This window comes from Pedobacter steynii, from assembly GCF_900103665.1.
GTDB lineage: Bacteria > Bacteroidota > Bacteroidia > Sphingobacteriales > Sphingobacteriaceae > Pedobacter > Pedobacter steynii.
In genome coordinates this window covers 127563-150908 of the sequence record NZ_FNGY01000016.1, presented here as the reverse complement: position 1 = coordinate 150908, position 23346 = coordinate 127563, and the positions used below count along the sequence as shown (strand labels likewise).

Here is a 23346-nt window from a genome sequence, read left to right as displayed (position 1 = left end):
TCATATGAATCCAGACCAAAAATTCATACTTGCGCTAGATCAGGGCACCACGAGCTCCCGCGCCATTATTTTTAACCATGACGGGGAGGTTGTTGCGGTAGCGCAAAAGCCATTTGAACAGATTTTTCCTAAGCCGGGATGGGTGGAACATGATGCGAATGAGATCTGGTACTCACAGTCGTCCGTAGCAGCAGAAGTGATTGCGAAATCAGATTTGAACGGATTAAACATTGCAGCGATCGGGATCACGAATCAACGGGAAACGACGATTGTATGGGATAGAGAAACAGGAATTCCGGTGTACAATGCGATTGTATGGCAGGACAGAAGAACGGCAAAATACTGCGACGAGCTGAAGGAACAAGGATGGTCGGATAAGGTGAAGGCAAAAACAGGATTGGTGATTGATGCTTATTTCTCCGGAACTAAAGTGAAATGGATTCTGGACAATGTGAAAGGGGCAAGGGAAAGGGCAGAAAACGGAGAACTTTGTTTCGGTACGGTAGACAGCTGGCTGGTTTGGAAATTTACCCGTGGCGCGATGCACATCACAGATGTGTCTAATGCCAGCCGGACGCTGATGTTTAACATCCATACCATGGAATGGGATAAGGAATTGCTGGAACTGTTAACGATTCCGGAAAGCATGCTTCCTGAAGTGAAACAGAGTTCAGAAATCTATGGAGATACGGTAACGACACTTTTTGCCTCTAAAATTCCGATTGCAGGTATCGCCGGTGATCAGCAGGCCGCACTATTCGGACAGATGTGTGTGGAGGAGGGGATGACTAAAAATACGTATGGTACAGGATGTTTCATGTTGATGAATACCGGACATAAACCTGTGCTTTCTAAAAATAATTTGCTCACTACAGTGGCCTGGAAGATCGGTGGCAAAGTTACTTATGCGCTGGAAGGTAGTGTTTTTGTAGGTGGTGCAGCGATTCAATGGTTGCGTGATGGTTTGGGCATTATCCGGACTTCGGCAGAAAGTGAAAAGCTGGCCGCTTCGGTAGAAGACAATGGCGGGGTGTATTTTGTACCGGCGCTCACTGGCTTAGGAGCACCGTATTGGGATCAGTATGCCCGTGGCGCGATCTTCGGAATTACCAGAGGTACAACTTCCGCCCACATTACCCGTGCAGCATTGGAAGGCATTGCTTTCCAGGTACGTGACTTGTTGAAAAGCATGGAATCAGACTCCGGAAAGAAATCTACAGAACTTCGCGTAGATGGTGGTGCGGTAGAAAATAATGCGCTGATGCAATTCCAGGCAGATATTTTTGGCAGCGATGTGATCCGTCCGAAAGTATTGGAAACCACGGCGCTTGGAGCGGCTTACCTGGCCGGACTGGCAGTAGGGTACTGGAAAAGTGTAGATGAGATCAAGAAACAATGGGCGGTAGAGAAGAAATTCGAGCCTGAGATGGAAAAAGAAAAAGCGAAAGAACTGCTGCATTACTGGAAAAAAGCAGTAGAGAGGACCATGAACTGGTCGGAAGAATAGCGAAAAGAATCCCTTAAATTTTAATAAAAACGCCTTGCTTTTACGCAGGGAGAGATGTTCATTTTGAACGTTTTCTCCCTGCGGGGGAAGACTATTGCCCAAAATTTTCAATCAATAACAACCAAAAACAAACACTATGACACCATTTATTGCAGAAATGATTGGTACTATGCTGCTCATTCTATTGGGCGACGGCGTAGTAGCCAATGTGGTCTTAAAAGACACAAAAGGAAATAACAGTGGCTGGATCGTAATCACGACGGCCTGGGCCCTGGCGGTATTTGTTGGGGTCGTGGTGGCGGGGCCGTATAGCGGAGCGCACCTGAACCCTGCAGTAACGGTAGCACTGGCCATCAGCGGTGCTTTTCCATGGGCAGCAGTGCCGGGATATGTTGTTGCCCAGTTTTTAGGGGCAATGATGGGCGCCTTTCTGGTATGGCTTACCCATAAAGATCATTTTGACCGTACAGAAGATGCAGGCGCGAAGATGGCGGTATTCTGCACCGGACCGGCGATCAGAAATTACGGCATCAATTTCATTTGTGAAGTGGTCGGCACCTTTGTATTGGTCTTCACCATTTTTCACATCACGGGAGCGGAAATTGCGAATACCAAACAAGTGGTAGGGCTGGGTTCTGTAGGCGCTTTGCCTGTGGCGCTACTGGTCTGGGTGATTGGGCTTTCCCTTGGAGGAACCACAGGATATGCCATTAATCCGGCAAGAGATCTTGGGCCCAGGATCATGCATATGTTGCTTCCGATCAAAAACAAAGCGGGAAACGACTGGGCTTATGCCTGGGTTCCGGTAATAGGTCCGCTTACAGGAGCTGCACTGGCAGCATTCCTTCATTTGATGTTAAAATAAAGAAATATGAATAGGTTAAAGAATTGTGGGGTAGCTGTTGCTTTGCTGTTGTTATCTGGTCTGACGCTTCAGGCACAAGATAGTACCGCCCTGAATCAGAGCGAAAAAACGATTAAAAAATACAAACCTTTTGATGCGAATTTACAGCTTCGGAGCTTGTACATCTGGAGAGGTTTTAAAGTGTCGGATGCGCCGATCTCGGATGTAGACCTGCATTATAAATCCAAAGATGGGAGCTTTCAGGCGGGATTCTGGGGCGGTGCAAGTCTGAACGGAAATTACAAAGAGTTTGATTATTATGTGAGCTATACGAAGAAAGGTTTTACGGTCAGTGTTTGGGACATTAACAATTTCAGCGATTTCCCGAATGCGAACCTTTTTAATTATAACAATGGATCGACCTCGCATTTTATCGATGCAGGAATTGCCTATAAGTTTGATTTCAAACTGCCCTTAACCTTAAGCTGGAATACGATTGTGGCGGGAAGAGATACCTATGTGAAAGCAAATGGAAAGCGGGCGAATGCCTATTCGAACTATGTACAGGTGGATCAGGTGCTTTGGCAGGATGAAGAAAACAGTAGCCTGCATGTCTTTGTGGGTGGAGGTTTTGCCTTTGGCAGAGAGAAAAACTTTTACGGGGATCATCCGAACATCGTGAATAGTGGCCTTACCTATAATAAAGACCTGGTTCTGTTTAAATACCACCTTCCGGTGGCTGCAACGGCCATGTTTAGTCCGGAGCATAAAACCGGTACGCTACAACTGGTTGCGAATATTTTTTAAAACGACTGGTTAAATAATTCAGGGGGAAAATGGTGGAAACATGACCATTTTCCCCTCTTTATTTTGCAAATTTGCAGGATCTATGATGAAGAAGTTAAGCTGTCTGTTGCTCCTGTTCTCTTTCCTGCTGGTAAAGAGTGCTCCGTTGTATGCAGCTGTTTTTAATCAAACGGAACAGGTTGCAGATCAGCAGGAAGAAGAAATTCCTGAGCAGGACCAGAAAGCGGGAGAAAGGGCAGAAGCCCTGGATGAGGATTTTACAGATCCTGCGATGCTGGCGGTTTCAGTGATGGTGATTGATCCGGTATTTCCCCCTTTTGCCTTTCCGGATATGGCAAAGGTTTACCTTACGCTGAGCAATCCGCCTCCCGATCTTAGCGCTTAGTTACCCGAAAATACGGGCTAAGAATTCAAGAATTTTCTACATTAATTTATATACATATGAAATATCCTTTAGCATTTAAAGGTTCTGTACTAGGACTTTTATTGACTGCTTCTGCAGTAACTGTTCAGGCACAAAAAATTGACGAAAGCGCATTAAAAGTAAATATTGATAAAATTGGTCATTCTATCGGGCAGTTGAAAAAACTGGAACCGGTGACCTTTAAATATGATACCAAAAAATATAATTTTCTGAAGCTTCCGGCTGGTCAGCAGTACGGCTTTTTAGCGAGTAATGTACAAGCTGAATTCCCGGCAATGGTTTATGAAAGCGCGAAGAGCTATCCTGCAGGAAAGAACGATTCGAAGATCATGCGCTTCAATGAAGTGGAAACGGCACAATTGATTCCGGTATTGGTGGCTGCGATTAAAGAACAGCAGGCAGAAATTGAGCTGTTGAAGAAAGAAGTGACACTCTTGAAAGAGAAATCCAAATAATAGTTTTTTTAGTTTTGATACGATGAAAATGCCGTCTTAGGACGGCTTTTTTAGTTGACCGGGGCCAGGGCGACCAGCATCATCTCTTTTTCTTTTCCCCTCAGCTTGATTGAGCCCAGTGTTTGCAGGTTGTAATTACTCGTGATCCCGAGTTCGGTGATCAGGTCTGCAGAAGCAATGATTTCCTGGTTAAACTCCTTACAGAGGCTCTGGATTCTGGAAGTGGTATTGAGCACATCGCCGGAATAGGTGATGTCTCTTTTGATGATCCCGATTTCTCCGGCAATGACCTTTCCGCAGTGAATGCCCGCTTTAAAAGCAGGAACAACACCGTACAGTTTCCTATATTTCTCCTGGAGACTATTGATCTGTGTTTTAATGTCGAAAAAGCAGTTGATGCATTTGCCGTTTTCAATGCCATCTTCATATTTCCAGGCTACAACTACTTCATCTCCGACGTATTGATAGATTTCGCCCTTATTGTCGATGATCGGGTTGGTAATGTCGCTGAAAAAGTCTTTTAACAACTCATGGTATTTCTGGTCGCCGAGCTTTTCGGCGATGCTGGTGGAGGAATTGATGTCGAGAAACATGAAGATCCTGCGTTCTTCTTTTGGGGTATTGTATTTTCCACGGATGATGTCCCAAAAGATGCCATGGCCAAATTTGCTGTTGATCTGGATTAGAAACTGAGTAATGGCCACAATGACTGACCATACCAATCCGTTTTTAGCCATTCTGAGCAGGTCTGGCTTGCCCATCATAGTCAGGATGATGTTAATGATGACAATGATCAGAATGAAGGAAAGGGTAACCGCAATGACGGTATAGGCATAAGACTTATCCTGGTATTTGACATTGACATAAAACACGAGAAAACTGCCGCCAACGATGGCTCCGAACATTCCGGCGCCCATATTGATGGCAAGCGCCATTGGAAAAGTATAGCCAGGGGCTGGCCCCTGAGCACTATGCGTCAATAAGACGAGGTGATCGTATACTGCAATGATAAAACCGATGATCATCCAGCAAGCTATGATGATGCAAAGCTGTTTTATTTTGAACTGCATTCTTCTATTCATTGCCATGAAATGTCTTTCCTTTGGTTTTGGTTGAGTTAAATTTACACAAAGGGAAGCAAAGAACAACTATGGTAAGTATATCAAAGATTGGTTTTACCGATATAGTTTAACCATGCATTATAATCCTTCCCGAACTTTTGATCTGTCAGGTAGGTTAAGAATTTAACGGTTTTAGTTTTTAGCTCATCCAACTCCCTTCTCCGGCCCTTAAGTATTTCAACTATCGTCACATTCCCATCCGCCAAAATTTGCCTGGCATAACGCTTACAATGTTTTTCTTCCTGATAAAGCTCCATGAGCGTGGTAGCCCTAAAAGGATCGGGGCAATTTAAGGTGGACACGAACATCGTGTGGTGCTTCTGCCAATCCAGGGCATTCAGTTCAACCCGGCTTAAATAACGGGTTAGATAGGTGGTGGCTTCATCTCCGACGGTAAAGTCCAGTAAAAAAGGAAATAGGGCAAGCATATCGGCTTTAGACCTGGCTTGAGCAACATATCCCAGCAATGCAGCAGATTTCATCCTTGCCTCAGCGGACCATTTTAAAAAATACAGACAGCTGTCTTTATCGGTACTGTCTAAGCTCCTGATTAAATCAAATTTTTCGTAAACTTTTTCCTTCTTAATCTGCAAACCAAGCTGCTGATATATGGCGATCGTTTTATCGACAGCAGCGGAATCCTTGTTCAGGAAATCAAAATAACCCTGTTTGACAAAATTAACCTCGTCGTTATCGATTCCAAAGTAAAGCAAATCGATCACTTTCTTCGGTGGATAGAGCTTTCGCTTCTTTGCCGGGGGACTAAAACTATAGACAGGGATTGCCCTTAATAAAACCAGCCGAAGTCCTTCAAGACCAATAACAGAGGCTTCTTTATAACCAGATACTTTCAAATCCTGCATGCAGGCCGTCACTTTTTTCTCATTCAGAAACCGCATGTAGCCAAATTCTGAATAGCCATTAGGTACACCCCATATTTCTACATGTGAAGTGTCCATTTGTGCTTTTGCGCCGAAGGCGAATAAATTGCAGGTGAGCATTAACAGGAAGAAGCGTTTGGAACCCATAGATTTATTGATTTTTCTTTAATACGGAAATTTCATTTTGGTAACCCTGGCACTGCTGTGCTTTGGCAGGATACGGCAATGTCAATAAGGTGAGTTCGTTAAATGAAGTGTGTATTAGTATTATTACGCAAACGATTGATTGTTGATTGAAACGTCAAATTTGGCACTTTATCTCCATAATTTCCACATAAACGAAGGATGTTAGCCTTGTTTATGACAATAAGTCGTCTGAGGTCGTCAGTTTGGGGGTATTAATGCCCCTCTGCATGTTTTAGTAAAATATGTAATTTAATGGATAGAAATTCTAAATATTATGGCGGATGAATCATCAAATTAAGATAGTAGTCATGCCAATTCTCCGGTGACATTTTTTCATCCGGTTTACCTTTAAAAAGGCTTGATTAGCAAAAAAAACTCCATTTTATTGGCCTTAATTGGCTTAATCTGTAATTGAAATAACCTAATTATAGAGCTGTTTTACTCAGATGAAAAATGGTTTAAGCTTTAAAAAAGCCAGACAGAACTGAACTTTATAAAGGATATTATAACGTGTAACTCCGCGCGGAAAATAAATTAACACTTTTGCTGCCATATCGTTAAACAAACGTTTGCGCAATGTTATAATGTTTTTCTTTTATGAATCATCTTAACTTCATTGATAAGTAATAAGCCTATTTGTAGAATCGGCATATCCTGAGCGCTCATGTTTTTTTTAAACTAAACCTAAACTAAACCATTTAAACCAAACCGTATGAATAAAGAATCAATCCCACAATTGTATCGACATTAATCATTTCAATTTACAGTATTCAAGGCTGACACATCATCCGGCGGAGAGGGGCGTATAAAGAGCTCCATCAAATAATTTCAAATCTAAACGATAAAACTGATCAATTAGTATTTGCATTAAATGAATTCGATTCCGGCAGGGAAAATATTGGCCTGTTTTTCCGAGGCCTGCCCTAAGATATGGCTGATAAAGCATATTGAAAGTTCCGGATTAGTATACCAAATTTTATCAAATTTTTTTAACAATTTAAATATGAAAATCGGTCACAGACTTAAAATAATCCGCGTTTTAAGAAAGATTGAACCAATCGTAATGGCAGAGAAATTATCAATTTCAGAAAGTACATATAGAAGATATGAGCGAAATGAAAGTGAACCAACCTTATCAATACTTTATAAAATTGCCGAGGTTTTTGAAATCAAGATTGCAGATCTGTTAGATGATGAAATGAACATTTCGCTGCCTTGTTTACTTGTCGGTAAAAAAACTTAGCAGGGTGTTTTCTATCCCTGTCATATCTTGGAAATTTATGGAGAATTTTGAAAAAATCAGTCAAAATTGACTTTAGTAATAGTTATTTAAGCTATAAGTTTGTTTAAATCGTTCACGTGACGGTAGATCTAAAATTAATTTAACAATAAAACTTAAATGAAAATGAAAAAAACCTTAAGCTTAATTGCTCTTGTTTTGTCAGTATTCACTTTCAGTACAGTAATGGCTGAAACTGAATCTGCTGGAGGAGGATCAGGTGGAACCTGCGAGGCGCCATTTAGCAACACATGTTACAAGATTGTAATAAATGGAGTGACCACAACAAAAACTGGAGTTTTACACGTAAGACCTTAAAAAAATGAAAAACAGAATTATTTTAGGCCTAACAGCCGCAGTTATCGCAGTGTTTAGTTTCAATAGCGCAAAAGCTGAGACAGAATCAGCAGGTGGTGGAAGTGATGGGAATTGTGTAGCTCCCTTTACAAACACTTGTATGGTTATCCATTTACCTCTTGGCGTCACAAAGACGATTAAGGGAGTATTAACAATTAAGCCTTAACAACAAGAACATGGGGAGTAATCCCCATTTCTATCACTTATTGAAATGAAAAAAAAAAGTACCTATCTTCTGTTAGCCGGTCTAATTTGTTCTTTAGCTGTTTTAATTGCCTTCTATTATAATTTTTCTGCCAACAAGGCAAGTCAAAAATATTTAAAACAAGGAGGCTTTCAAAGAAAACCCCTGGCTATAAATTTACACCCCAGAAACGATTTTGGTTTAGAAAAACAGTTCTATAGTATTGTCGGTTTAACTGGTGATAAAATTATTATTTATCAGATGGGGGATAAAAATCTGATTGTATTCAATGCTGATCAAACGAAAACATTCCTTAAGTTACCTGCAATCATAAATCCACAAAATATTGTCAATGTCTCAATTCATCCTACAGACCCTCAATTGATTGATATCTATTGTAATAATGATAAAAAAATATTTGTCTTTGACACCAGGTCACAAAAAATAAAATCCGTCTATAAATTCAACACCTACTTTGAAAACGCCATTCCGTCCTCAGATAGTTCATTTTTTGCCTTTATTCAGGGAGAGAAACAGAATCAACTGATTTTGACGGCAAATACATTTGATAAGGATGGAAATGAACGCATTGCTAAAGAGAGTCAGATTATAAAAGAGTCTATGACTGACGATGGTATGTTCAGTCGTTTCGGAAAGAATTTGTTTTACGTGAATTATTATAATAACAACATATCGGTAATCGATTCAACACTCAGTGAGGAAATTCGTTTTCACACCATTGACACGATTACCACCAGACCGAACACGATTACGATAAGAAATAACACAATTACTAAATTTATTAAGGCTCCAAGGCCGGTTAATCAATTGTTGCAAATTGCTGATGGTCTTTTATTTGTGAATTCTTACGTCAGAGCCGATAATGATGGCGAAAATGATCCGGAAAATGAAAATGATCTGATTGATGTATATGATACCAAAAAATCATGCAAGTACATTGGTACCATTTACATTACAAGATACAGTAAAGAACCCATCCAGGACTTTTTAATACAGGGAAAAACACTCGTACTTCAATATCCAAATAAAACTATAGTATATGATTTTAGCTTATAAAAGCAGAAAGTATGTTTTGCTACTTGGTCACTATTTAATTTTCATACTATTTTTATATTCTGCTTTTTCAAAGGCAAATAAGTTCGAATTGTTTGTGAACAATCTGGATAAGTCGCCCTTTTTTGCAAATACGTATACGTCCTATATCGCAATTATAGTGATAGCGATTGAATTTTTGATTCCAATATTGTTGTTTTCCAATAGAACTACAAAACTAGGTTATCTCCTGTCTTTTTTGCTGTTGTTTATGTTTACCGGATATATCATAATGATGATGACATTAAGTCCTTATTTACCATGTACTTGCGGTGGGTTGTTAGAAGTTTTGTCCTGGAATCAGCATATCTATTTTAACCTGTTTTTTATGGCAATATCTTTTATGCTTTATAGTTTTTTTACAGAAGTGGAATGAGAAATATTTGAATGATGGATTTATCAATAAGATCATCTGGTTTGAAGGTAAATTCCTTTAAGCTGGCAAGAGAGGGGGTGGTCATCATATTTTTCGTGACGCTATTCATATACGCATTAACCTCTTTCCAATTTGCGTTTAATTTTGAAATATATGAGCATGGTTATTATACTATAGCATTGTTCAGTGCGGTTGCAACCTCCTTTTGGTCGCTTTTCCTTTTGCTGGACAGCCAGGCAGGCATTCGCAATTCTGATATGTTGGTGATGATGCTATTGGGTGGACAAATATATTGGGTCTATAATGGCAATGAGTATGCCGGTACAATTGCTTCTTTTGGTTTAATGTTTTTCCTGCTGAGATCTATTCATACGGATAAACTGGTATTGCTGATGTATATTATTTTTTTTATATACATCACCCAAATCTTGTTTACCTCTTTTAACCTGCTAACCACTCGAAGTATAAACCTGGAAGGTGGTTTAAGAAATACAGGCGTGTATGCAATATATAGCATTATTTTTATACCGTTATGTTATTGTGTAATGAAAAGAAATCTGAAAGGGGTGTATTTATACCTATCTTTTGGAGTATATCTGCTGATTGTATCCGGTATTGTACTATTCTTAAAATCCAGAACGGCATTAATCTCGATATTTTTGGCTTATGGTCTTCCCCTGATCTTTTATTGGCTTCGAACACAGCGCCTTTATATTAAGATCATCTCGCTGGCTACTGCTATAATAGCTTCTGGCTTTATCGTTTATTACCTGTTTTATCTTAAGACCGGATCTTCGTTGGGAAGACTTTTAATGATAAAAATTGCCTTTTTGAATGCTTCAGACTATGTTTTTTGGGGGCTGGGTTTGGGGAATTTCACTTGGAATTATCCACAGTGGCAATCAGATTTTTTCAAGAATAACTCAGATCCGGGCCTGGCCTTTTTTCTGAATGCGGGAGAAACGTATGTAATTTTTAATGAATTTATCCAATTGTTTATTTCGATTGGAGGCTTGCTTTTTGTGTTTCTGATTTATTTGTTCAGTCGTTTTCTTCGAAAAACAGCAGTTGTGAATAGCGACTTACTTAAAGGAATTCGAAAAGGTTTATTAATTATATTTTGCTGCGCCCTTACTTACTATACTTTGCATATCAATGGTGTTTTATTAATCTTAATTTTTTATTTAGCATTATCAGATGCCATTTTACAAAATAATCTTTCAGCGGTGTTGACAAAAAGTGGTATTTACTTAAAGACCACAATTTTTATATCATCTGCGCTTACAATTTTATTTTTATATCCAAAATACGATGCAGTCCGTCAATGGGTCAATATCAAAAAAGATATGGATACAACGGTACAAGATAATAACGGATATACTTATGTGTATTCAAATCTAAAAAACGATGGTAAATTCCTGGCTGATTATGGAAATTATCTATATGAGCATAATTCTGATGTGGATTCAGCGATTAAAATTTTAGAAAAGTCTAAAAAGAAATTTATCTCCAGAGAATCCATTGAAATTTTAGCCTATTTATATATCGAGCAAAAACAATATTCCAAGGCGATTAAGTATTTTGAATGGCTGGTCAATTATCTTCCTTCAAGGTTCAGCTACCGACTTGAATTAATTAAACTATACCAAAAAGTGCAGCGCGTAGACAAAGCAAAACAACTGGCGAATTTCACTTTGCATATGCCAGTTAAGATTTTGTCTGGTGACGTTGTGTTGATCAAAAATGAAATTGTAGAGATCAACAGACATTTGCCCTCTACCAGGTAGTATTAAAATTTGTAGTAAATAAAAAATAAAATCGTGCTTGCGGTACTTATTGAACAATTATGAATAAACCTTTTTTTTATCTGTCGTTATTTTTAACGACAACCTTATTTAGCGTGAGGACCTTTGCGCAGGAAAATACTGTAAACAAGTCAAATGTGCGAACGCTCCGGATTGATCCGAGTGCTGCCAATGGAGGAAGTATGTTGCAGGTGTTTACCGAGATCAGCTACGTTCCACTGGAAACTACAAAGGAAAGTTTGTTTGGAGATATCACACAATTGGAAGTTTCAGAAGATAACTATATCATATATGATAATGATACGAAGTGTATCCTGATCTTTGAAAAAAGCGGAAAATTCAAGGTGAAAATTGAGCTTGGGAAAGTTGTGGAAGGAGTAAGATTAAATTCAGAAACCCTTGATGTGTATGGCCTCAGTTTAAAAAAAACCGGCTCGGATTGCATCATACAGGTATATATTGCCGGTAAATTGTATGCGTTTGATACAAATGCGAAAAGAATAAAAGAGACCATAGAGGAGAAACAAAAGCATAGAGCTTCGCAGTTTTATAATTTTAATGGGGATACAAAAGTTGTTAGTTATTATCAGGATTCAAAAGGAAAAGATAAGTCACTTTACCAATATGCGCTAATAAAAGATGGAAAAACATCTGCCAAATATTTTGAAATTGATACCGGAAAATACAGTAAGTCTGGTGATCTTGCCGTAGGTGGACCTAGTTTTATTGAAACTGACAGCCCGGATATCTTACATGCGGTAAGGTATTATGATTACAATATTTATCGGATAGATAGTGAGGGAATATCAGCGGCATATGAATTGATATTTCCCGCCAAAAATACGATTCCTAAAGATTTTAATACAAACAAGGTTTATTTTGGAAAGAAAATTAATCACTTCTTCAAAAATGTAGAAAATATATATGGCGTTGGCTATACTTTTAAAATTGGTGATTTTTTATATTTCAAATGTGGTTCGCTAAGTTCTTATATCAGGAGAAACGGTTCCTTTGTTTATGATCTGAAAAATGATCATCTAATCTCACTAAACAGACTAGACCCGGATAGCCTTTCTCATCATCTCCCAATCATCGGAGGATGGGATAATGATTTCAAAAAGTTTGACGGAAAGCACCTTTATGCATCATTGTCTTCGTTAGAATTGTTTTCTTATTATAATCAGGAAAAAAAGAAGAACTACAAGTATCCTGAAGTGATGCAAAATTATTTCAATAAAGGGAACAAAAAGGACAATCCTGTTATCATTAAATTAACTCCTAAGCATTGAACACGATAAGGTTTTTGATTGCTTGTTTTTTTGTTTTTACCTGTTTCCTGCATACACAGTGTTTCGCGCAAAGTAAAAAAGCGGAGGAGATGGGCACAGTTAATGGAGTTATACGGGATAGCCTTTATAACCATGCGATGAAATCTACGACAATATCTGTTTATCTGATAGATGAAGACAAATTGTTGAGTTATCAGGTCAGCAATAATCTAGGTGAATTCAGTTTTAAAGATTTGCCACTTGCTACCCGGTTAAAACTTGTCATCAGCAATGTCGGCTATGATCAGATTAGCAAAAAATTCTCATTAAGCAGGTCCGCCAGGACGCTCGATTTTAAAACAATTTATGTAAATCAAAAATCAAATAATTTGGAAGAGGTGGTCATCACCATCCCACCAATGCAAATGAATGGTGACACCCTGGAATTTAATGCCGCAGCTTTTAAGCTGGACAGCAATGCCGTTATTCAGGATTTAATGAAAAAGATCCCAAACATCACTCAGTGGGGAGATGGCAGGATAACTGTAAATGGACGTGAAATAAAGAGCCTGTTGGTGAATGGACGAGAATTTATGGGGGGAGATGCCAAAATTTCCATTGAAAATATTCCTAAAAATGCATTGGAAAAAATTCAGGTTTACAATACCGTTGATAACCCAAAAAATCTACAGGACTCCAGTTTAAATATGAATTTGAAACTAAAAAAGGGGATGGACATCGGCTATTTCGGAAAGATTGGAGGAGGATTGGGAACAAATAAACAATTCGAGTCAGATTTGAGTTTTAATGTGTTTTCGCCAAAATTCGAATTGTCTTTAGTAGGCGCAAGTAACAATGTTAACAAGGTCCCCGGAGATATAAATACGTTATTGCGCAATAGTACTTATAAAGGCATCGGCGTCCAACTCGATTACATGTCTGATTTCAGGACATCAGGGATAAATCAGCCAAATTCTGCAGGATATACCTTGAAATATGATTTTAGAGATTTAGCGAGCAAAACACAAAACAAGAATATGTTGACGAGTGAATATTTTCTCCAAAACAACCATATCCAGCAGGAAGGGAGCAGCCAAACTACGACTGCTACTGGAAGCAAAAGTGATATTTTGGAAGAAAATAGAAATAACAGCAATGTGGATAATGTTGGCCATCGCTTTAATACCGGTTATCAATTTGCAAGAGAAAGGTACAGTTTTAATTTTTCGCAAAATATAAACCTTAACAATGCCAGGTCAAATAGCAGCAGCTCTAGTGTTTCATCCGACCATAATAAGCAAATTGTAAGTACAAGCAATAATGTGAACAGCAACAACGAGAATAATAAGTCCTACGGATTTAATTCAAATTTCAGCTTCCAGCCAAACTTATGGGATGTTGATACGCGGTTTTCGGGTCTCTTTTTCAATTATTCAATGAAAATTAATGAAAAAGAGAATCGTAGAGAGACCAGGACAGATTTTCGGTCAATAAATGACGCTTCAAAAAACAGTTTATTTAACCGTCAATATGATCAGCGTTCTCAAGGTATCAATCAGCACTTCGATTTCAGTTTACCGGCGATTATTAAATTGATTTTTGGAGTTAGGAAATTCGGATTGTTTGAAATTGATTTACGGAATGACCTGAATTTAAGCAATACTAAAAATCACAATAAAGTTTATGATTATCAAAAATCAACACGCCAGCTGATTGGCAATACTTATTTAACTAATAATATGGTATATAACTCCTTAATATACAGTCCTGCAATTAGTTTGAATCGGATTATAAATAAGAATTTAACCAATAGATTCGATAGGACATGGAGTTTTTCGCTCGATCTAAAGCAGGAGTTTTATTATCAAAATAACAAATCAGATAAGGGTTTTCAAAATATTGATCGTTTGTATTCCAATTTTCTACCTGCTGCCCAGGTTAGCTATTCAGACAATCAGTATGGGGATTATCGAAAAATATTTTCGTTGAGTTATGAGCATAAAACAGGCATTCCGCAGATTTCGCAAATTGCCCCACTTACGGATAGTGCGAATGTTTATTTTTTGCGTAGGGTTAATTTAGATCTGCGCGAAGAAAGAACGGAGTCTCTGGCTTTTAATTTCAAGCATAACAATGATAAAAAGGATAATTTCGAATATAAACTTGGTGCAAGCTACAGTAAAATCCACAACAATATCATAGATAATACTCAAATAGACGACCAGAATGTGCGGACAATATTTGCAATAAATAATAGCGATAACTATACATATGGATTATCCGGGTCCATAAACAAAGCTATAAAGTTAAAGGTTAGTGAGGTTCAGCTGAATTTTAATACCGAATATAACTACGCCCAAATCCCAACAATTATAAATAGTATCAGAAATATCTGGACTACCAATTATTTTAATAATGGTTTAAGTATCAACTATACCTATAAAGCGAATTTGGCTATAGAAGCAAAGCAACAGTTCGTTAAGACCCTCAATTACCAGTCTGATTATGAAAGGGATAATTTTAATAATACTTATTTGTCTTCCTCTTTAAGCTTTAGTTACAATCCGGTCAAAAAGTTAAGAATAAACAGCAATATTTCGTTTTCTACAACAAGGGCAACGGGCTCGAAGGATATAAACTATAATATTTGGAATGCAAGTCTAACTTATCGACTGCTGAAGGGGGATAATTTGGAGATGAAATTTTCTGCGTTGGATATCTTACACCAAAATACCTCAATAATTAGTGGAAATAGGGGAGGTTTAATTACACTGGGTACTCAAAATGTATTGCAGCAATATTTTATTTTCGGAATGTCGTACTATCCCCGAAAATTCGGAAAAAGCAATAAGAAATGAGTAGCGTAAATTCAGGAAGTAACCGTTTTAATAAAGAATAATAAAATGAGATTAATTTTTACATTGATTTTTTTATGTTGCGTTCATTTTTTAATGGCGCAAAATTTAGCCTCTCCAAAAGCTGTAGAAGAGGCGTTGGCACAGGCCGGGAATAATCGCGCAGCATTAGAAAAAGTAATGCAACATTATGGGACTGATAATTTTAGAGATAGTATGCATTATAAAGCGGCAGGTTTTCTAATCGCTAATTTGCCAGGACATACCTCTGTAGAAAACAGCACGGGGGATGATGCTGCAATTATTAACATATTGAAGATTGCGGACTCTATATACTACCGGATGGTGAAAGACAAAAGTCTGGATTTTTTAACATCAAAAGCATTAACGGATAGCTTGGCCCGGACAAACAAATACATGAGAAGTATAATCGATACTACTCATTTCAATGAAAGGGAAAAGGACAATAATTTACCTGCAGTTGAACATTTAAGTGCCGATTTTCTTATTCAACAAATCGATCACGCTTTTTGGCTGCGCGAAAATTCAGTCTTTGTCAGGCAGCTGGCCTTTACTGATTTTTGTGAAAATACCATAGGCATTCAAAGGGTCAGAGGTAGGAATGTCAGAAAACCGGGAAAAGAGCTTTATCTATTTTTTTCAAAATATTTACCGGATGTAACCGAAAGTAATATGTCTGAGGTGATACAATATTACAACGTTACCATAGATAATTTTAAGAAATTATTAGGGAGATACCCTTTAAGTACAAGAATGGGGTTCGAAGAGTTTTTTTTTAATGGGATTCCCGACTTCGATTGTTTTGATATCACCAGTTTCGATTCGAGGGTGCTTAATGCTATGGGGATACCCACCACAGCAAATTATAATATCGCTTATAAAATGTTACAAGGTAAGCACTCTTCCTGCGCCATACCAACTCAATTTGGACATTATGCTATGTTTGCCTCTGGTAATCTGGACAGAGTTCCGGAAATAATGGATATGCCCTATGAAAAATACGACGGTTGGATGAATTTGTATACCTTAAATTATGCGGTGCAACAGGCCAATCCTTATAGCTTGAAAAATGACAAGGAAACGATACCTGAAAACTTATCGAGCCCTTTTATAAAAGATGAAACAGCGCTAAGAATTCAAACTACGTCGTTAACATTGCCATTCAAAAAGAAAACAAATAACAAATTGGCTTATTTAGCCACCTTTAACAGTGGAGCTACTGATATTTTGCCCGTAACATGGGGTATTATCAACAGTAAAAAAAGTAAAGTGCTTTTTGAAAATGTAATCCCTGGTCGGCTATATTTTCCTGTTTATTACGATGAAGATGATGGATTAATCCCATTTGGAGATGTTTTTATCCTGAACATAGACAGTACAAACCGGAACAAGCGAATTGTAAGAAAGTTTGCATCAAAGGATAAGGAAGCAAACCGCATCGATGCAGTGGTGACCAGGAAATTTCCGAGGAAGGATAAAATGATAGCTCTGGCAAAAAAATTAATCGGTGCCGTTGTTTTGGCCTCAAATAATGCCAAATTTACACCTTGCGATACTTTATATACTTTAGACTTTGAACCACAACCTTATCTGCAGGACATTACATTAAACAACACAAAACCATATAAATTTTATAAAGTAGAAGCGCCAAGAACTAATCATTCATTTACAATAGCCGAAATACAGTTCTTAACAAAAAAGCTATATAATTATACTAATGTAATGATGCCAGCAGCTTTACCGGTTTTTAAATCGGCGGATACCAGCAGAGGGGACACGACATTGATCCGGCTGATAGAAAGCGACTATGAGAAAAGAAAGAATTATCCGGAGTACGATGGGAAAATGGGAACAGCCCCCAGTGCATACCCAAGCGTTACGATGCGATTGTCCGAACCACAGGTGATTACACACATACGGTTTGCGCCGTTAAACGCTGATAATGGGATTACTCCTGGTGATAGTTATCAACTATTAAATTTCGAGCTTAATGAATGGAAAGAAATAGAAACCAAAGTAGCGCAGTATAATTATTTGCTTTTTCCAAAAATGTACAAAAATAAATTATATTGGCTTAAAAATTTAAGCAGAGGAAAAGAAGAATTTCCTTTTATCTTCGACTCCGAGGGCAATCAAAGATTTATTTATACCGACGTTAAATAATTCTTTAATGCAGGTAAACGGTGCAAATCGAAGGATTTGAAGTTTTCTATTGATGTACTCATAAACAACGATTGATTGTTTATGAGTACATCAACAGATCTTTATTTCTCAATTGCCTTGAGTTTTCTTTCTTATCGTAAATTGGTATAGTTACTTTAGTTATTGACCCTTAGATTTGTAGGATTTGACCTTTACTGATTTCTTATTGATGATTTTGTACGCTTCGTAATAGGTGGCATCGTCGTTTTCATAATTGATTTCTTTTTTTACGAGGTAGAACTTACCATCCAGCCATTGATACGTGTGTGTAGATTCATTGCCACTTCCATCCGCATAGTTTTTCAGGATGAGCTTATTTTTAGCATCAAAACTTAAAACTTCCAGGTCTTCGAGTTCCGGACTGCGGATGTATTTCTTTTGAACAGGATGGTAGAGGTAATACAAGTAAGCGATATCTCCTTTTGTTTGTTCCGGCAGGTAGGTCTGAATCTTTAGATCCAGCAAGCCGTCGAAATTTAAGTCTTCAAGTTCTACTTCGGCAGTTCTATCGTAAATGTATTCATCAAAGCCTTTTAAGGATTGGATCAAACTTCCTTTTTCATTAAATATATCCAGCCCTTTTATCTTGTCAATTTTCCAACCAGGGTAGTTGACGGTTGATTTGTCGATGGTATATTGTAAGAATTTGTACCGGTTTTTTACCGGATTATAGGCATGTTTGTTCTCCAGACAAGTTAAAGAAGCTGCTAGTTTTTTATCTGCTTTAGCATTTGCCCATACACCGCTTAATCCCCAGTTTTCGGACATTTCCAGGTTGAGGTAGCCGGTGATGTTCGTGATCAGTTCCTTGTTCTTTACCGTGTAATTGAATTCAGTGAGGGTTAGGGTGTTGTTGTTTAAGGTTCCTTTTAAATTTATCGCATTGTTACTGCCACTTTTGGTGTAGTGATAGCTTCCGCTGATGGAATCTTTACCAGGATAGCTGGTAATCGTCATTTCGATAGGGTACTTGTCAATTTTTCCACTGAAATGACGGGTAATGGCAATGCTGGATTTCTGTGCCTGCCCTGTGAGTACGAAAAAAGTAAGGATTAATAGTAGGGATGATGTTATTCTCATTTATTGCTGAACTTTAATTTTCCCTGCCGGAGTTTTCTATGTTTTTGTTAAAAGCAGGGAAGCTGGAAAGTTAGCGAATTTGGACGAAATTAGCTACCGGGACCTGAGCATTTGCCCGGCTTCCGATAGCTACGAAAATTTTATTTATTTGACCTCCTGCATATTGTCCCTTTGGTCTTCATCTAAAACATAACCGTAAGGATCTATTCCCGTTGATTTGGGTTTTTGATTAAGAATAATGGTCACGACTGTCTCTTTTTTGCTGAAATGGTGTTTTTGAAGATAAAAGGGGTTTGGACGCTGGTCCCAGCTTCCTGGCTGATGGTCAAAAAAGGCGATGTCAAAATCTTCGCTGACCCGTAGCGGCTTTTGTCCGGATGCCTGTAACTCGTTTTTATCAATATTGACCTGAAGGGTGACGCTGTATCGGCCATCTTTTAACCGTTTAGTCTTTAACGGTTTGATTTTTAGTGAATAGGTAATGACCTTCCTCAGGGCTTCGTCAATACCTTGCTTCTGGTTGGCCGATGCGCCAACATACAACTCCTGTATCAGGTCTTCTGCCAAAGCTTTCCTTTCCGGAGCCATATGTTTATCCAATAACCGGCGTAAAGCCGCGCTGAACTGCGCTTCTCCAATGGCTTCAGAAATTGCATACAGGCTGAGTCCGCCTTTTTGGTAACGAACAAAGGCCTGGTCTGTGGTTACTGCCAAAGGTAATTCCTGGTTAGACATGTTGCGCATGTTGAAATACAATAGGTTATCGGCTTTTAAATAAGGACTTAAGTAGGCTTTTCCAAAACGATGCTCGACTACTTTGGCCTCTGTATATTTTGCCAAAGACTCGGTAAGGAATGCGGCGCCGGGAGCATTGGCCGGAGATAACTGATGCGCCCACCATTGATGTGCCGTTTCATGTGCTGTAGTTGCATAAGTATAATTCACTTTGGAAGTATCCCGGTAGTCACTTAGAAACATGATCTTTTCTGAGCCAAACAATACTCCGGGATAGGCCGTTGCCGCTCCGCGATACTGCGGAATTTCTGCGAAACTAAGTTGTTTTAAAGGGTAGGGGTTGAAATGTTCGTTACCGTAGTCGAGCGCATCTTTCATGCCCTGCAGGATGGCAGGGACATTATATTCATGTCCTTCCTGATAAAATACGGTCAGCTCCATGTCTTTGTACAGTGCTTTCGCTTGGGTATACCTTGCCGAGCTGAAGGCCAGCATAAAATTAACCGGTTTCCCGGTTTTATAATGGAAATACCTGCGTTTGTTTGCTGTCCAGCTGCGTTGTAAAGTTCCTACGCTCACTACATACTGGTCCGGAAGGGTAGAAATCGTACTCTCATAATCGATTAAATGGTACTGTTGATCGGGAATGTTGGTCATGGGTTGTACTTCTGGTAGTCCTGCTTTTTTCCTGGCAATGAGATCATCACTTTCATTTCCGCTGTTATAGCCAATTGAGGGCAGGTACTTTTCCAGCTCAATATAACTTCCGTTTTTGAGCAGGGAGTTTTCGTTGTTAAAAGGCATAAATCCCGAACGGATCACTTCCATAGAAAACTGCATTGTTAGGCTCGCACCAGGTAATAAAGGCTGTTTCAGAGAAATCCAATACTGATCAAATTCAGCATCATGGACCTGTTTGGTAGCGCCTTCAATGTCAACTTTCGCCGTATGCACCTCCTGATCTATGTTGACCCAGACTTTTGAAATTGGCTTTTCCGATTCATTCCTCATCAGGTAACTGCCACTGAGGGTGTATTTTTGATCTTCAGGGTAAAGGGCGATCTGAGTTTTTACAGCCCTGATGATCGGTTGGGGAAGGCTGTCCGTTGCTTTATATTTTTTTTCATAGCGCAGTTGCCAGTCCTGTTGCGCAAAACTGCTTTTGTATTTTCCAATGATGTTCGTTTGATGATAAATGTAAGCTCCCGAGCCGAGCCATACCGCCAGGCTTAGCAGGAAAACCAGTCGGCCTGTTTTTGTTTGGTGTTTTCCAATGGATTTCAGGCGTTCGTTAAAACTATGTTGTCTGCCGTTCTGCCACATCGAAATGGTCAGAAGGGAAAGGAGCAGGGCAAAAGCCGTCCAGTAAATCATATACCAGTTGAAAGCGGTTGCATAATGCCCAAAGCCGTTCAGCTGAGAATATTCCAGGCGGGGAACACTTGCATAACGCAACAGGTAATGCTCAATTCCTATACTTCGGCTAAATGAAATCAATCCGGCAACACATAGGTTGACCATCATACCCAGGTATTTGTTGGGGATTAAAGTCTGGATAAATACCACCAGCAAGGCAAACAAAAATAAAGGCAGGCCTGCGTAATAGTACAGGGAAAGGTAAGCCGGCAGGTCAATGCTAAACTGCCCGTTGAAAAGCTGTGTGGCGATCCCAATGCCAATATTCAGACTGATGATGGACATCACCATCAGACCAAGCGTAAGCGCCTTGGAAGCCCAGAAAATCAGGTTTGGCGCCGGACTGCTGTAAATCAGGGATTGTATGTTTACGCTCCGTTCCCGGCAAATCAGTTCGGCCGCATAAAAGACGATCAGTAACATTGCCGGACGGACCGCCATCAGTTGTTCTATGATGTTTTCGGCAACCGGGTAGGAATGGATGCCATAAAACCCGCTGAAAAGATGGTCCTTTAATTCAATCGCCATCAGAAAAGCCCAGATCAGTAACATCAGGAAAAAAGGAAAATGTTTAAATACCGCGCTGATCTCCAGTTTGAGTTGTTTCCGGAATATTGCCCGGTAATAGCTTTTTCCCGAAGGCTGGACCTGATGTCTTCTGTACCAGACCTTATCAAACACTTGTGTTTTTTCCCTCGGAGCTTTACTTTTTGCATCTGAGGAGGCACGGAATTTGAAATACCGGTAGCTGACTGCCAGGAGCAATAATGCAACTCCCGTCCAGGCCAGGCGGTTCAGCAGAAAATCGCCCTGAAGTCCAAACAGTTGTTCATTGCGCTGAGCGATTGTCCAGGAACGTGTTTCCTGAAAAAACGGAGCCAGTCCGAAAGGGTCCGCCAGGACCGTCAGCAGATCCGGTTCTGTCAGCTTTAGTGCGGAATTGGCGATTAAGGGAGAGTTTCCAAGAATAGAGCCCAGTAAGTATAACACATAAAGCAGAACTCCGGATACGTAAACAAGCTTCACATTTCTGCTCAGGATGGCCACTGCAAAAAGGAGACTACTGATCAGTACTACCGTTGGAAGTGCCAGCACAAAAAGTGGCTGCAGGAAGTATGCCGGTTTAAAAGGACCAAGCTGAGCAGGATCCTGAAACAATGAAGCCATAAATAGCCCCAGCACTGCAATTGCCAGGATCATAAATACGGAAATGACCAGGCCCAGAATTCTGATCATGAAATAAGGCAGGCGTTTAATTCCCGTGGTAAACAAGAGGGATTCCATTTTATAAGTGGTATCTCTCAATACCACATTTGCGCAGAATAGGGTGCTCACAAAAATAGAGAACAAAGCTAACAGGCTTACCATGGTGCTGACCACGTAAGGTGCATTTTTATGCACTTCTTCACTGCCAAAATTCAAGGTAGTGGATAGGATTCCCAATAGGAAAAACAACAGCACAGCAATCTTAAACGTAATCTGGCTAAAGTGATACTTCAGCTCAAACCAAAGCATAGACCTTAACATTGGTTTCCTTCCTTTCCGGCTCCCTGTGCGCCAAACAAAGCAGAAAAATAGACCTCTTCCATACCTGGATAAAAAGGTTCAAATCCCGTGTCCGGACAGCTTTCTGCCAATACATGTAATTGTGTTTTGCCCATTAAGCTTCGGGTAGAAATCACATTTAAAGAATTTTGGTAGACTTTTGATACTTCTTTGGAGACTGTTTTACGCCAGACCTGTCCCTTTAGCGTTTCTGTTAACTCCGCAGGTTTTCCCTGAAGCATCACTTTACCCCGGGCCATCACCGCCATTTCAGGGCAGAGGTCTTTCACATCCTCTACAATATGGGTGGAAAGCAGGACCACTACCTGTTCCCCGATCTCGCTCAGGAGGTCATGAAAGCGGTTGCGTTCCTGTGGATCCAGTCCGGCGGTAGGCTCATCTACGATGATCAGCTGTGGATTTCCCAGTAGCGCCTGGGCAATGCCAAAGCGTTGTTTCATCCCTCCGGAAAAGGTGCTGACCGACTGTTTGCGGACCTCATACAGATTGGTTTGCTGTAATAAGGCCATCACCTGTTGTGTTCGCTCTCTTTTGTTTAACAAACCTTTTAGCAGCGCAAGGTGGTCCAGTAAATCCATTGCGGAAATTCGGGGATAGACACCAAAATCCTGAGGCAGGTAACCCAGCTGACTGCGCAGCTCCTGGGGATGAAGGTGAATGTCTGTCCCGGAAAATAAGACCTGCCCGCTGTCGGGACGCTGCAGGGTGGCCAGGGTTCGCATCAACGAGGATTTACCTGCACCATTAGGTCCCAGAAGCCCGAATAAGCCATTGGAAATATTCAGGGAAACATTGTCTAAAGCTTTGATCCCTTTGCTATAGCTCTTACTGAGCTGGATGATTTGCAGTCTGTACATCATTTTA

The 23346-nt window shown here is 39.6% G+C and carries 19 protein-coding genes; 14 read left to right on the top strand and 5 right to left on the bottom strand.

Annotated features, from left to right (window positions below):
- Nucleotides 1-4: 4 nt before the first annotated feature.
- From glpK to BLQ87_RS31125, 5 genes are all read left to right on the top strand, one after another.
- On the top strand, nt 5-1507 hold the full coding sequence (gene glpK, locus BLQ87_RS31145; RefSeq protein ID WP_074612810.1) for a glycerol kinase GlpK: 1503 nt from the start codon (nt 5-7) through the stop codon (nt 1505-1507).
- Between the two features lie 136 nt (nt 1508-1643).
- The gene (locus BLQ87_RS31140) at nt 1644-2372 is read left to right on the top strand and encodes an MIP/aquaporin family protein (protein ID WP_074612809.1); all 729 of its coding nucleotides are present in this window, start codon (nt 1644-1646) and stop codon (nt 2370-2372) included.
- Between the two features lie 6 nt (nt 2373-2378).
- The gene (locus BLQ87_RS31135) at nt 2379-3158 is read left to right on the top strand and encodes a hypothetical protein (RefSeq protein WP_074612808.1); all 780 of its coding nucleotides are present in this window, start codon (nt 2379-2381) and stop codon (nt 3156-3158) included.
- A gap of 82 nt (nt 3159-3240) precedes the next feature.
- Complete coding sequence (locus BLQ87_RS31130) at nt 3241-3543, top strand: hypothetical protein (protein ID WP_143010610.1); 303 nt, start codon at nt 3241-3243, stop codon at nt 3541-3543.
- A 56-nt stretch (nt 3544-3599) separates the two neighbouring features.
- Entirely contained in the window at nt 3600-4037 is a 438-nt protein-coding gene (locus tag BLQ87_RS31125; protein ID WP_074612806.1) for a tail fiber domain-containing protein, read from the top strand.
- Between the two features lie 50 nt (nt 4038-4087).
- On the opposite strand, the gene BLQ87_RS31120 is transcribed toward BLQ87_RS31125, so the two are convergent.
- Together BLQ87_RS31120 and BLQ87_RS31115 are read right to left on the bottom strand one after the other, a co-directional pair.
- Nucleotides 4088-5119 (bottom strand): adenylate/guanylate cyclase domain-containing protein, encoded by a 1032-nt coding sequence (locus BLQ87_RS31120; RefSeq protein ID WP_074612825.1) that lies wholly within the window; start codon nt 5117-5119, stop codon nt 4088-4090.
- Nucleotides 5120-5199: 80 nt separating this feature from the next.
- Nucleotides 5200-6186 (bottom strand): hypothetical protein, encoded by a 987-nt coding sequence (locus tag BLQ87_RS31115; protein ID WP_074612805.1) that lies wholly within the window; start codon nt 6184-6186, stop codon nt 5200-5202.
- 1042 nt (nt 6187-7228) lie between these two features.
- Here BLQ87_RS31115 and BLQ87_RS33935 point away from each other — a divergent pair.
- The 9 genes from BLQ87_RS33935 (at nt 7229) to BLQ87_RS31075 (ending at nt 17646) form a co-directional block, all read left to right on the top strand.
- A complete protein-coding gene (locus BLQ87_RS33935; RefSeq protein WP_172665004.1) occupies nt 7229-7468 on the top strand; it encodes a helix-turn-helix domain-containing protein in 240 nt (79 codons plus the stop codon).
- Between the two features lie 162 nt (nt 7469-7630).
- Entirely contained in the window at nt 7631-7822 is a 192-nt protein-coding gene (locus BLQ87_RS33640) for a hypothetical protein (RefSeq protein WP_143010609.1), read from the top strand.
- A 4-nt stretch (nt 7823-7826) separates the two neighbouring features.
- Nucleotides 7827-8027 (top strand): hypothetical protein, encoded by a 201-nt coding sequence (locus BLQ87_RS31105; protein ID WP_074612803.1) that lies wholly within the window; start codon nt 7827-7829, stop codon nt 8025-8027.
- A 45-nt stretch (nt 8028-8072) separates the two neighbouring features.
- The gene (locus BLQ87_RS31100) at nt 8073-9122 is read left to right on the top strand and encodes a hypothetical protein (protein WP_074612802.1); all 1050 of its coding nucleotides are present in this window, start codon (nt 8073-8075) and stop codon (nt 9120-9122) included.
- Entirely contained in the window at nt 9106-9534 is a 429-nt protein-coding gene (locus BLQ87_RS34315) for a MauE/DoxX family redox-associated membrane protein (protein WP_074612801.1), read from the top strand. Before BLQ87_RS31100 ends, BLQ87_RS34315 begins: the two co-directional genes overlap by 17 nt.
- Before the next feature lie 545 nt (nt 9535-10079).
- Nucleotides 10080-11321: an O-antigen ligase family protein gene (locus BLQ87_RS31090; RefSeq protein ID WP_143010608.1), complete on the top strand. Its 1242-nt coding sequence runs from the start codon at nt 10080-10082 to the stop codon at nt 11319-11321.
- A gap of 59 nt (nt 11322-11380) precedes the next feature.
- A complete protein-coding gene (locus BLQ87_RS31085) occupies nt 11381-12628 on the top strand; it encodes a 6-bladed beta-propeller (protein WP_074612799.1) in 1248 nt (415 codons plus the stop codon).
- An 89-nt stretch (nt 12629-12717) separates the two neighbouring features.
- Entirely contained in the window at nt 12718-15465 is a 2748-nt protein-coding gene (locus tag BLQ87_RS31080) for an outer membrane beta-barrel protein (protein ID WP_143010607.1), read from the top strand.
- A gap of 45 nt (nt 15466-15510) precedes the next feature.
- Entirely contained in the window at nt 15511-17646 is a 2136-nt protein-coding gene (locus tag BLQ87_RS31075; protein WP_143010606.1) for a hypothetical protein, read from the top strand.
- Between the two features lie 159 nt (nt 17647-17805).
- Here the strand turns inward: BLQ87_RS31075 and BLQ87_RS31070 are convergent, their stop codons facing one another.
- The 3 genes from BLQ87_RS31070 to BLQ87_RS31060 form a co-directional block, all read right to left on the bottom strand.
- Nucleotides 17806-18765 (bottom strand): XAC2610-related protein, encoded by a 960-nt coding sequence (locus BLQ87_RS31070; protein ID WP_074612796.1) that lies wholly within the window; start codon nt 18763-18765, stop codon nt 17806-17808.
- Between the two features lie 144 nt (nt 18766-18909).
- Complete coding sequence (locus tag BLQ87_RS31065; RefSeq protein ID WP_074612795.1) at nt 18910-22443, bottom strand: M1 family aminopeptidase; 3534 nt, start codon at nt 22441-22443, stop codon at nt 18910-18912.
- Complete coding sequence (locus tag BLQ87_RS31060) at nt 22437-23342, bottom strand: ABC transporter ATP-binding protein (RefSeq protein ID WP_216857890.1); 906 nt, start codon at nt 23340-23342, stop codon at nt 22437-22439. Before BLQ87_RS31060 ends, BLQ87_RS31065 begins: the two co-directional genes overlap by 7 nt.
- Between the last annotated feature and the right edge of the window lie 4 nt (nt 23343-23346).

Coding starts and splice junctions, on each gene's coding strand:
- glpK (WP_074612810.1), top strand. CDS start 5: ATGAATCCAGACCAAAAATTCATACTTGCGCTAGATCAGGGCACCACG.
- BLQ87_RS31140 (WP_074612809.1), top strand. CDS start 1,644: ATGACACCATTTATTGCAGAAATGATTGGTACTATGCTGCTCATTCTA.
- BLQ87_RS31135 (WP_074612808.1), top strand. CDS start 2,379: ATGAATAGGTTAAAGAATTGTGGGGTAGCTGTTGCTTTGCTGTTGTTA.
- BLQ87_RS31130 (WP_143010610.1), top strand. CDS start 3,241: ATGATGAAGAAGTTAAGCTGTCTGTTGCTCCTGTTCTCTTTCCTGCTG.
- BLQ87_RS31125 (WP_074612806.1), top strand. CDS start 3,600: ATGAAATATCCTTTAGCATTTAAAGGTTCTGTACTAGGACTTTTATTG.
- BLQ87_RS31120 (WP_074612825.1), bottom strand. CDS start 5,119: ATGAATAGAAGAATGCAGTTCAAAATAAAACAGCTTTGCATCATCATA.
- BLQ87_RS31115 (WP_074612805.1), bottom strand. CDS start 6,186: ATGGGTTCCAAACGCTTCTTCCTGTTAATGCTCACCTGCAATTTATTC.
- BLQ87_RS33935 (WP_172665004.1), top strand. CDS start 7,229: ATGAAAATCGGTCACAGACTTAAAATAATCCGCGTTTTAAGAAAGATT.
- BLQ87_RS33640 (WP_143010609.1), top strand. CDS start 7,631: ATGAAAAAAACCTTAAGCTTAATTGCTCTTGTTTTGTCAGTATTCACT.
- BLQ87_RS31105 (WP_074612803.1), top strand. CDS start 7,827: ATGAAAAACAGAATTATTTTAGGCCTAACAGCCGCAGTTATCGCAGTG.
- BLQ87_RS31100 (WP_074612802.1), top strand. CDS start 8,073: ATGAAAAAAAAAAGTACCTATCTTCTGTTAGCCGGTCTAATTTGTTCT.
- BLQ87_RS34315 (WP_074612801.1), top strand. CDS start 9,106: ATGATTTTAGCTTATAAAAGCAGAAAGTATGTTTTGCTACTTGGTCAC.
- BLQ87_RS31090 (WP_143010608.1), top strand. CDS start 10,080: ATGAAAAGAAATCTGAAAGGGGTGTATTTATACCTATCTTTTGGAGTA.
- BLQ87_RS31085 (WP_074612799.1), top strand. CDS start 11,381: ATGAATAAACCTTTTTTTTATCTGTCGTTATTTTTAACGACAACCTTA.
- BLQ87_RS31080 (WP_143010607.1), top strand. CDS start 12,718: ATGGGCACAGTTAATGGAGTTATACGGGATAGCCTTTATAACCATGCG.
- BLQ87_RS31075 (WP_143010606.1), top strand. CDS start 15,511: ATGAGATTAATTTTTACATTGATTTTTTTATGTTGCGTTCATTTTTTA.
- BLQ87_RS31070 (WP_074612796.1), bottom strand. CDS start 18,765: ATGAGAATAACATCATCCCTACTATTAATCCTTACTTTTTTCGTACTC.
- BLQ87_RS31065 (WP_074612795.1), bottom strand. CDS start 22,443: ATGTTAAGGTCTATGCTTTGGTTTGAGCTGAAGTATCACTTTAGCCAG.
- BLQ87_RS31060 (WP_216857890.1), bottom strand. CDS start 23,342: ATGATGTACAGACTGCAAATCATCCAGCTCAGTAAGAGCTATAGCAAA.